The sequence below is a fragment of the Streptomyces prasinopilosus genome (assembly GCF_001419695.1).
Lineage (GTDB): Bacteria > Actinomycetota > Actinomycetes > Streptomycetales > Streptomycetaceae > Streptomyces > Streptomyces prasinopilosus.
Window position 1 is genome coordinate 1 of record NZ_LIRG01000418.1, and the last position, 8,615, is coordinate 8,615.

Sequence of the window (8,615 nt, forward strand, 5' to 3'; positions counted from 1 at the left end):
CCCTCGCCGTGCTCACCGCCGTCGGCTCCCTCGCCCTCACCGGATGCGGCACGGAGAGCGGCGGCGCCGGTGAACGGACCGCCGGGGCCCCCGGAGCGGACCGGACGATCCGCGCGCAGCAGGTGATGCGGCTGACCGAGGTGCACGAGCGGACCGGGATGACGCTGCTGGAGGGTCCGGTCTTCGGCGCGGACGGCGGCCTGTTCGTCGTGGACGTCACCGCGCCCGAGGGCGAGCCGAAGGTGATGCGCGTCGACGTCCGCGGGAAGACGAAGCGCACGGTGCACACCGACGGGCGCGGGGCGTACACCTCGGCGCAGTTCAGCCCGTACGACGGACGGCTCTACCTGACCGACTTCGCGCACGGCGGGATCGTGAGCCTCGACGCCGACGGAGGCGACGTGCGGACCTTCTTCTCCGGCGAGGTCGACGGGGCGCGGATGAACCCCGACGACCTCGCCTTCGACCGGGACGGCCACCTGTACGTCAGCGACTCGCGCGGCCTGACCGAGGGGAAGGCGCTCGGACGCGTGGTGCGGATCGACCGCGACGGCGGGGAGGCCACCGTGCTGGCCGACGGCCTCGCCGCGACGAACGGGATCTCCTTCGACGCGGAGTACCGCGGCCTGTGGTTCAGCGAACTGACGGAGAACCGGATCTCCTACCTCCCCGTCGGCAGGGAGGGCGGGGTCACCGCCCGGCACACCGCCATCCGGGTCGACGGCGGCATCGCGACGACCGACTCCATCGCCGTGGACGCGGACGGCAACCTCTACCAGGCGCTGCACGGCCGGCCCGCGATGCTCGTGTACGACCGGCACGGCGAGCGCCTGGCGACCGTCGAGGTGCCCGCGCGCGCCGCGAAGGGCCTGGAATCGGCGACGAACGTGGCGATCACGCCCGGCGGCACCAAGGCCTACATGACCGTCAGCGGACCCGCGGGCGGCTACCTGTACGCCTTCGACGCCCTGGCGAAGGGCACCCGGCAGTCCAACGGCGGCTGACGGGAGCCGACTTCACCCGCGGAAGGGCCGCACCGGTCCCACCTCGACGCCGAGGAGCCGCCAGGCCGCCAGCGCCCTGCGCTCCCGCTCCTCCCTGGAGGGACCGGTCACGGCGCCGGAGACCATGGCGACGGCGAGCATGAGGTCGTCCGCCGCGACCGGCCGGTGGCCGCCGTCGCCGGGCAGGTGGGCGCGCAGGGCGCGTTCGACCCGCCGGGACAGGGCCAGGGCGTGCGCGCGGACGCCGGAGCGGCGGTCCGACCCGTCGGCGTGCAGCAGGCCGATGAACGCGGCCGACTCCTTCAGGTGCCAGGTCAGCACACCGAGCACCCCGGCGAAGGTCGCGTCCTCGGCCGCGGCCGCCTGCTCCACCTCCCGGACGTTCTCCTCCAGCACCGCCGTCGTCACGGCGGCCCGGTCCGGGAAGTGCCGGTACAGGACGCCCTGTCCGACCCCGGCGCGGCGGGCGATCGCGGACAGCGGGGCGTCCAGGCCCTGTTCCGCGTAGATCTCCCGGGCGGCGGCGACCAGCGCGGCACGGTTGCGGGCGGCGGCCCTGGGCCCGTGGTTGGCGGGCCGCCGCTCCCCGCTCGCGGGGTTCGCGGGATTCGCGGGCCGCCGCCGGTCCGGCACGGGATGCTGCGTCATCCGGGCAGGGTACGGCACCCCACGCGCCGCACCGCGGACCCCCGCGCGAGCCCGGGGACGGGGCCGGGGGCAGGACCGGAAGACCGGGGCCCGTCCGGCTCCGGCGGGACGCCGGCGCGCACGGACGGATGATCACCGGATCGGGTGTCGTACGCGAGGAAATACAATCATTCAGGGCGATTTGCACCATGCTGGAGAGCCCGTACGCCAAGCTCATGGAAGGGCCCGCCCGGTGACCGCTGCGGCGCAGGACATCATCACCATCAAGCTCGAGCGCACCTTCGACGGCCTGGACGCCAACCACGACGGCTACCTGGACTGGACGGACTACCAGAAGCTCGCCGACCGCTACCTCCACGCCTACCGGCTCGACGGGGACGACCGCCGGGCCAGGGCACTGCGGACCTTCTGCCAGATCTACTGGCTGGAACTGCTGCGCCACGCGGGCGTGGACGAGGACCGGCTCTCGAAGGAGCAGTTCGTCACCGCCAGCCGCCTCTCGGTCATCGACACCAGCCGGCTGAACGTGACCGAGGGCGGCGGCCACGCGATCTTCGACATCATCGACACCGACGGCGACAACGAGATCAGCAAGGACGAGTTCGCCCGCTTCCTGAGGGACGTCTGGAGGAGCGACTCCCCCGGGGCGATGGACGTGTTCGCCAAGCTGGACACCGACGGGGACGGTGCGATCTCCCGCCACGAGTTCATCCGCGCGATCCGCGAGTTCTACCTGTCGAACGACCCGGACGCACCGGGCAGCCTGTTCTTCGGACGCGTCTGATCCGCACGCTCCCGGGCTCCCGCCTCCCGGCCGGGAGCCTTCGGGGGCCGCGGACGAGCCGGCCCCGGCGGACGGTCCCCCGCGCGGGCCGCCACCCGCGACCGGCACGGGCGCCCCGAGCGCCCCGGGGTCCGGCACGGCGTCCCTTCGGCCCGCGGCGTCGAGGGGGCGGGGATTCACCGCGGGCCGATGCCACCACCGAAGGTCCCCGGGGCCGGCGGGCCCCGCCCCTGCGGCCTCCCGGGACGCGGCGGCGTCACCCGCCGCGCATCTCCCACACCAGCAGCTCGGACGCGGTCGCCGCGACCGCCCCGGCGCCCTCAGGGTCCGTGAGACGGGCCGCGTCCCCCGGCCCCAGCCGGGTGCCGTCCAGGAGGACCTCGCCGCGCACCACGTGCGCGTACACGTGCGCGGCGTCCGGCAGGGCCGCCCGCTCCCCCTGTGCGAGGCGCCGGACGTGGAGCACGGCGCCCGCCTCCGGGAGGGCGTACGGGGTGGAGTCGGCGAGGCCGCGGACGACCTCGTAGGAGGGGGCGCCGCCGGGTTCCAGCGGGGCCAGCCACATCTGGAGGAAGGTCAGGGGCCCCGGGCCGGCGTTGCGTTCCACATGGCGGACACCGGAGGCGGCGCTCAGGCGCTGCAGGTCGCCGGGGCGGACGAGGGTCTCGTGGCCGGTGGAGTCACGGTGGGTCAGCTCGCCCTCCACCACCCACGTCACGATCTCGGTGTGGCTGTGCGGGTGTTCGTCGAAGCCGGCGCCGGGGGCGAGCCGCTCCTCGTTGCAGGCGATCACCGCGCCGAAGCGCAGGTGGTCGGGGTCGTAGTGCGGGCCGAAGGAGAAGGCGTGCCGGCTCTCGATCCCGGCCGCCGGATCGCCGCCCCGGAAGCGCTCGTGCGCGCGCCGTACGTCCGTCACGCGGTCCACGGTAGCCCCGCTGCGGGCTCCGCCGGACCCCCGGCAGGCCCCGCCGGCCCCGCCGGAAGACCTCGCGGGAGACCCGGCCACGCGTTCCGGTGTCCGGATGAGGCAGTCTTGTCACCGTGCCCGAACCCGAGACCAGCAAGATCGAAACCCCGGCAGGCCCCGCCCACCCGCATCCCGCAACGCTGAAGCGACTGGAGAGGTCGTCCGGCCACCTCGCCGCGCAGGCGATCCTGCGGATGGACGAGACGCTGCCCTGGTACCGGGCGATGCCACCGGAGAACCGTTCCTGGATCGGGCTGGTCGCGCAGGCGGGCATCGCCGCCTTCACCGAGTGGTTCCGGCGCCCCGAGGCGCCGCAGGCCATCTCCACCGACGTCTTCGGGACCGCGCCGCGCGAGCTGACCCGGGCCATCACGCTGCGTCAGACCGTGGAGATGGTGCGCACCACCATCGAGGTCATGGAGACCGCCATCGACGAGGTGGCCGCGCCGGGCGACGAGTCGGTGCTGCGCGAGGCGCTCCTGGTGTACGCGCGGGAGATCGCGTTCGCCACCGCCCAGGTGTACGCGCAGGCGGCCGAGGCACGGGGCGCCTGGGACGCGCGGCTGGAGTCCCTGGTCGTGAACGCGGTGCTCAGCGGCGAGGCCGACGAGGGAGCCGTGTCGCGGGCCGCCGCCCTCGGGTGGAACTCGCCGGAGCACGTGTGCGTGCTGCTGGGCACCGCGCCCGACGGCGACTCGGAGCTGACCGTGGAGGCGATCCGGCGGGCCGCCCGGCACGCCAAGCTCCAGGTGCTGACGGGGGTGCTCGGGGACCGGCTGGTGGTGATCGCGGGCGGCAGCGACGACCCGCTGGCCGTCGCCAAGTCGCTGATCGGGCCGTACGCGCAGGGCCCGGTGGTGGCGGGGCCGGTGGTGCCGGACCTCCAGGCGGCGACCCGGTCCGCACAGGCCGCCGCGGCGGGCCTGAAGGCGTGCTCCGCCTGGCAGGACGCGCCGCGTCCGGTGCTGGCCGACGACCTGCTGCCGGAGCGGGCGATCGCCGGTGACGCCTCGGCCCGCGAGCAGTTGGTGGAGGAGATCTACAGACCGCTCGAGGAGACCGGGGCCGCGCTGCTGGAGACGCTCAGCGTCTACCTGGAGCAGGCGAGCAGCCTCGAAGGGGCCGCCCGGATGCTCTTCGTGCACCCCAATACCGTGCGTTACCGGCTCCGACGTGTGACAGACGTCACCGGATGGTCGCCCTCCGATGTACGCTCTGCGTTCACACTGCGGGTCGCGCTGATCCTGGGGCGTCTGGTCGACGGCGATCTTCAGTCCTGACTTCTTGTCGGAGTTCCACAAAACCCCTTCGTGTTCTTCGTCCCTGTCCCCACGGGCGGCTTCGGCCGTCGTCAAGAGAGAGTGTGAGAGTGCTCGTACTCGTCGCTCCCGGCCAGGGCGCTCAGACGCCCGGCTTCCTGACCGAATGGCTCGACCTTCCCGGTGCCGCGGACCGCGTCGCCGCCTGGTCCGACGCCATCGGACTCGACCTCGCCCACTACGGCACCGAGGCCGACGCGGACGCGATCCGCGACACGGCCGTCGCCCAGCCGCTGCTGGTCGCGGCCGGGCTGCTGTCCGTCTCGGCGCTGGGCGCCGGCGCGGACGACGCCGCCTCGGCGGTGGCCCGGATCGCGCCCGGCGCGGTCGCCGGGCACAGCGTCGGCGAGTTCACCGCGGCCGCGTTCGCGGGTGTCCTCGACGACACGGCCGCGCTGGGCCTGGTCCGCAGGCGGGGCCTGGCCATGGCCGACGCCGCCGCGATCACCGAGACCGGCATGGCGGCGCTGCTCGGCGGCGACCCGGACGTCACCCTGGCGCACCTGGAGAAGCTGAGGCTGACCCCGGCGAACATCAACGGCGCGGGCCAGATCGTGGCGGCCGGCACCAAGGAGCAGCTGGCCGCGCTGGAGGCGGACAAGCCCGAGGGCGTGCGCCGGGTCGTCGCGCTCAAGGTGGCCGGGGCCTTCCACACGCACCACATGGGCCCCGCGGTCGACACGCTGGCGAAGGCGGCCGAGGAGCTGACGCCGGGCGACCCGAAGGCCGTCTACGTGTCGAACAAGGACGGTGCGGCGGTCGCCACCGGCGCCGGGGTGCTGGAGCGCCTGGTCGGCCAGGTGGCGAACCCGGTGCGCTGGGACCTGTGCATGGAGACGTTCAAGGAGCTCGGGGTGACCGCGCTGATCGAGGTGTGCCCCGGGGGGACCCTGACGGGCCTCGCCAAGCGCGCCCTGCCCGGCGTCACGACGCTCGCCCTGAAGACCCCCGCCGACCTCGAAGCCGCCCGCGCGCTCGTGGCCGAGCACGCCTGACACCCTGAGGAGCAGCATCCGCATGGCGAAGATCAAGCCCGGTAAGGGTGCCCCGTACGCCCGCATCCTGGGTGTGGGCGGCTACCGGCCCACCCGGGTCGTGCCCAACGAGGTGATCCTGGAGACGATCGACTCGTCCGACGAGTGGATCCGTTCGCGCTCCGGCATCGAGACGCGGCACTGGGCGTCGCCCGAGGAGACCGTCGCGGCGATGTCCGTCGAGGCGTCGGGCAAGGCGATCGCCGATGCGGGCATCGACGCCGCACGGATCGGCGCCGTGGTCGTCTCGACCGTGTCGCACTTCAAGCAGACCCCGGCCGTGGCCACGCAGATCGCCGATCTGCTGGGCACGGACAAGGCCGCCGCCTTCGACATCTCGGCCGGCTGCGCGGGCTTCGGCTACGGCCTCACCCTCGCCAAGGGCATGGTGGTGGAGGGCTCCGCCGAGTACGTGCTCGTCATCGGCGTGGAGCGGCTGAGCGACCTGACCGACCTGGAGGACCGGGCCACCGCCTTCCTGTTCGGCGACGGCGCCGGCGCGGTCGTCGTCGGCCCGTCCCGGGAGCCCGCGATCGGCCCGACCGTGTGGGGCTCCGAGGGCGACAAGTCCGAGGTCATCAAGCAGACCGTGGCGTGGACGGACTACCGCGACGGCGAGGTCGAGAAGTTCCCCGCGATCACGCAGGAGGGCCAGGCGGTGTTCCGCTGGGCCGTGTTCGAGATGGCGAAGGTCGCCCAGCAGGCGCTGGACGCGGCCGGGATCACCTCGGACGAGCTGGACGTCTTCATCCCGCACCAGGCCAACGTGCGGATCATCGACTCGATGGTGAAGACCCTCAAACTGCCGGAGCACGTCACGGTCGCCCGTGACATCCGCACCACCGGCAACACCTCGGCCGCCTCGATCCCGCTCGCGATGGAGCGGCTCCTGGCGACCGGCGAGGCGAAGAGCGGCGACACCGCGCTCGTCATCGGCTTCGGGGCGGGTCTCGTCTACGCCGCCACGGTCGTTACTCTCCCCTAGGCACTCCGTGCCGGACCACCCGGTCCGGCAGGGAGAACCGCACCACCCGCCGCCGTCGCGGCGGGCGCCCCACCCTCAGGAATCACAGCGAAGGAGCGCCACCATGGCCGCCACTCAGGAAGAGATCGTCGCCGGTCTCGCGGAGATCGTGAACGAGATCGCCGGCATCCCGGTTGAGGACGTCCAGCTGGACAAGTCCTTCACCGACGACCTGGACGTCGACTCGCTGTCCATGGTCGAGGTCGTCGTCGCCGCCGAAGAGCGCTTCGACGTCAAGATCCCGGACGACGACGTCAAGAACCTCAAGACCGTCGGCGACGCGACCGAGTACATCCTCAAGCACCAGGCCTGAGCGCTGCCGGGTCCCCCGTCCGGGCCGTGCCGGCCCGGACGGGGGCCCGAGGCCGGGAGATCCCGGTCCCGCCACCCGGCGGTGGCGCCGTACGAATCCTCGTATCCGTTGGAGAAAGAATTCCGATGAGCTCGACCAATCGCACCGTGGTCGTCACCGGTATCGGCGCAACCACACCGCTGGGTGGCGACGCGGCCTCGACCTGGGAGGGTCTGGTCGCCGGACGTTCCGGAGTCAAGCCCCTCGAGCAGGAGTGGGCCGCCGACCAGGCGGTCCGCATCGCGGCCCCCGTGGCCGTGGAGCCCACCGAGACCATTCCGCGGCCGCAGGCCCGCCGCCTGGACCGCTCGGCGCAGTTCGCGCTGGTCGCGGCCAAGGAGGCGTGGGCCGACGCCGGCTTCGAAGGCCCGGCCGGTGAGGACCCGAACGTCGACCCGGACCGGCTCGGCACGGTCATCGCCTCCGGCATCGGCGGTGTGACGACCCTGCTCGACCAGTACGACGTGCTGAAGGAGAAGGGCGTCCGCCGCGTCTCCCCGCACACCGTCCCCATGCTGATGCCGAACGGCCCGTCGGCCAACGTCGGCCTGCTCGTGGGCGCCCGGGCGGGCGTGCACACCCCCGTCTCGGCCTGCGCCTCGGGCGCGGAGGCCATCGGCTACGCCATCGAGATGATCCGCAGCGGCCGTGCCGACGTCGTCGTCGCGGGCGGCACCGAGGCGGCGATCCACCCGCTGCCGATCGCCGCGTTCGGCAACATGATGGCGATGTCCAAGAACAACGACGACCCGCAGGGCGCCTCGCGGCCGTACGACGTGGGCCGGGACGGCTTCGTCCTCGGTGAGGGCGCGGGCGTGATCGTCCTGGAGTCCGCCGAGCACGCCGCCGCGCGCGGCGCCCGCGTCTATGCGGAGGCGGTCGGCCAGGGCATCTCGGCCGACGGCCACGACATCGTGCAGCCGGAGCCGGAGGGCCGCGGCATCTCGCACGCCCTGCAGAACCTGCTGGACTCCAACGACCTGGACCCGTCCGAGATCGTGCACGTCAATGCGCACGCCACCTCGACGCCGGCCGGTGACATCGCCGAACTGAAGGCGCTGCGCAAGGTGTTCGGCGACGACGCCGACCACATGGCGGTCTCCGCCACCAAGTCGATGACCGGGCACCTGCTCGGCGGCGCCGGTGGCGTGGAGTCGGTGGCGACGGTGCTCGCGCTGTACCACCGGGTGGCTCCGCCCACCATCAACATCGACACCCTCGACCCCGAGGCGGAGGCGAACGCGGACGTGGTCCGCGGCGAGGCGCGCAAGCTGCCCGTCGAGGGCCGCATCGCCGCCCTCAACGACTCCTTCGGGTTCGGCGGGCACAACGTGGTGCTGGCGTTCCGGTCGGTCTGACCGGCGCCGGTACGCGCGGACGTGCTGGAGGGCCCCACCTCACGAGGTGGGGCCCTCCAGCACGTCCGCGCACCGGGAGGACGGGGTACGCCGTGCGGGGGCCCGGGCGCGCCTTACGGGAGCGC

9 protein-coding genes are annotated in these 8,615 nt (G+C 73.4%); 7 read left to right on the forward strand and 2 right to left on the reverse strand.

What is annotated here, in order from left to right; all coding sequences use genetic code 11:
* The coding region (locus tag AOK18_RS17985; protein ID WP_240503224.1) for an SMP-30/gluconolactonase/LRE family protein at positions 1 to 1,004 on the forward strand (1,004 nt) is incomplete at its 5' end.
* Between the two features lie 12 nt (positions 1,005 to 1,016).
* On the opposite strand, the gene AOK18_RS17990 is transcribed toward AOK18_RS17985, so the two are convergent.
* Positions 1,017 to 1,652 (reverse strand): TetR/AcrR family transcriptional regulator, encoded by a 636-nt coding sequence (locus AOK18_RS17990; RefSeq protein ID WP_055695044.1) that lies wholly within the window; start codon positions 1,650 to 1,652, stop codon positions 1,017 to 1,019.
* 232 nt (positions 1,653 to 1,884) lie between these two features.
* Here AOK18_RS17990 and AOK18_RS17995 point away from each other — a divergent pair, with 232 nt between their 5' ends.
* Entirely contained in the window at positions 1,885 to 2,436 is a 552-nt protein-coding gene (locus tag AOK18_RS17995; protein ID WP_079105078.1) for an EF-hand domain-containing protein, read from the forward strand.
* Between the two features lie 256 nt (positions 2,437 to 2,692).
* On the opposite strand, the gene AOK18_RS18000 is transcribed toward AOK18_RS17995, so the two are convergent.
* Positions 2,693 to 3,352, reverse strand: coding sequence for a pirin family protein (locus AOK18_RS18000; protein ID WP_055695048.1), 660 nt, complete (start codon positions 3,350 to 3,352; stop codon positions 2,693 to 2,695).
* Positions 3,353 to 3,477: 125 nt separating this feature from the next.
* Between AOK18_RS18000 and fasR the strand changes: the two genes are divergently transcribed.
* The 5 genes from fasR to fabF all read left to right on the forward strand — a co-directional run bounded on the left by fasR (position 3,478) and on the right by fabF (position 8,490).
* Complete coding sequence (gene fasR / locus AOK18_RS18005; RefSeq protein WP_055574016.1) at positions 3,478 to 4,683, forward strand: fatty acid biosynthesis transcriptional regulator FasR; 1,206 nt, start codon at positions 3,478 to 3,480, stop codon at positions 4,681 to 4,683.
* An 89-nt stretch (positions 4,684 to 4,772) separates the two neighbouring features.
* Positions 4,773 to 5,717: an ACP S-malonyltransferase gene (locus AOK18_RS18010; RefSeq protein ID WP_055695045.1), complete on the forward strand. Its 945-nt coding sequence runs from the start codon at positions 4,773 to 4,775 to the stop codon at positions 5,715 to 5,717.
* Positions 5,718 to 5,739: 22 nt separating this feature from the next.
* Entirely contained in the window at positions 5,740 to 6,741 is a 1,002-nt protein-coding gene (locus AOK18_RS18015; protein ID WP_055572730.1) for a ketoacyl-ACP synthase III, read from the forward strand.
* Positions 6,742 to 6,844: 103 nt separating this feature from the next.
* Positions 6,845 to 7,093, forward strand: coding sequence for an acyl carrier protein (locus tag AOK18_RS18020; RefSeq protein ID WP_004988657.1), 249 nt, complete (start codon positions 6,845 to 6,847; stop codon positions 7,091 to 7,093).
* Between the two features lie 125 nt (positions 7,094 to 7,218).
* Positions 7,219 to 8,490 carry a beta-ketoacyl-ACP synthase II gene (gene fabF / locus AOK18_RS18025; protein ID WP_055572731.1) on the forward strand — a complete coding sequence of 424 codons (1,272 nt, stop codon included), beginning with the start codon at positions 7,219 to 7,221 and terminating at the stop codon, positions 8,488 to 8,490.
* Positions 8,491 to 8,615: the final 125 nt, after the last annotated feature.

Bases quoted from the DNA above. Each gene is read 5' to 3' on its own strand.
- AOK18_RS17990 (WP_055695044.1), bottom strand. From the start codon at position 1,652: ATGACGCAGCATCCCGTGCCGGACCGGCGGCGGCCCGCGAATCCCGCG.
- AOK18_RS18015 (WP_055572730.1), top strand. From the start codon at position 5,740: ATGGCGAAGATCAAGCCCGGTAAGGGTGCCCCGTACGCCCGCATCCTG.
- AOK18_RS18020 (WP_004988657.1), top strand. From the start codon at position 6,845: ATGGCCGCCACTCAGGAAGAGATCGTCGCCGGTCTCGCGGAGATCGTG.
- fabF (WP_055572731.1), top strand. From the start codon at position 7,219: ATGAGCTCGACCAATCGCACCGTGGTCGTCACCGGTATCGGCGCAACC.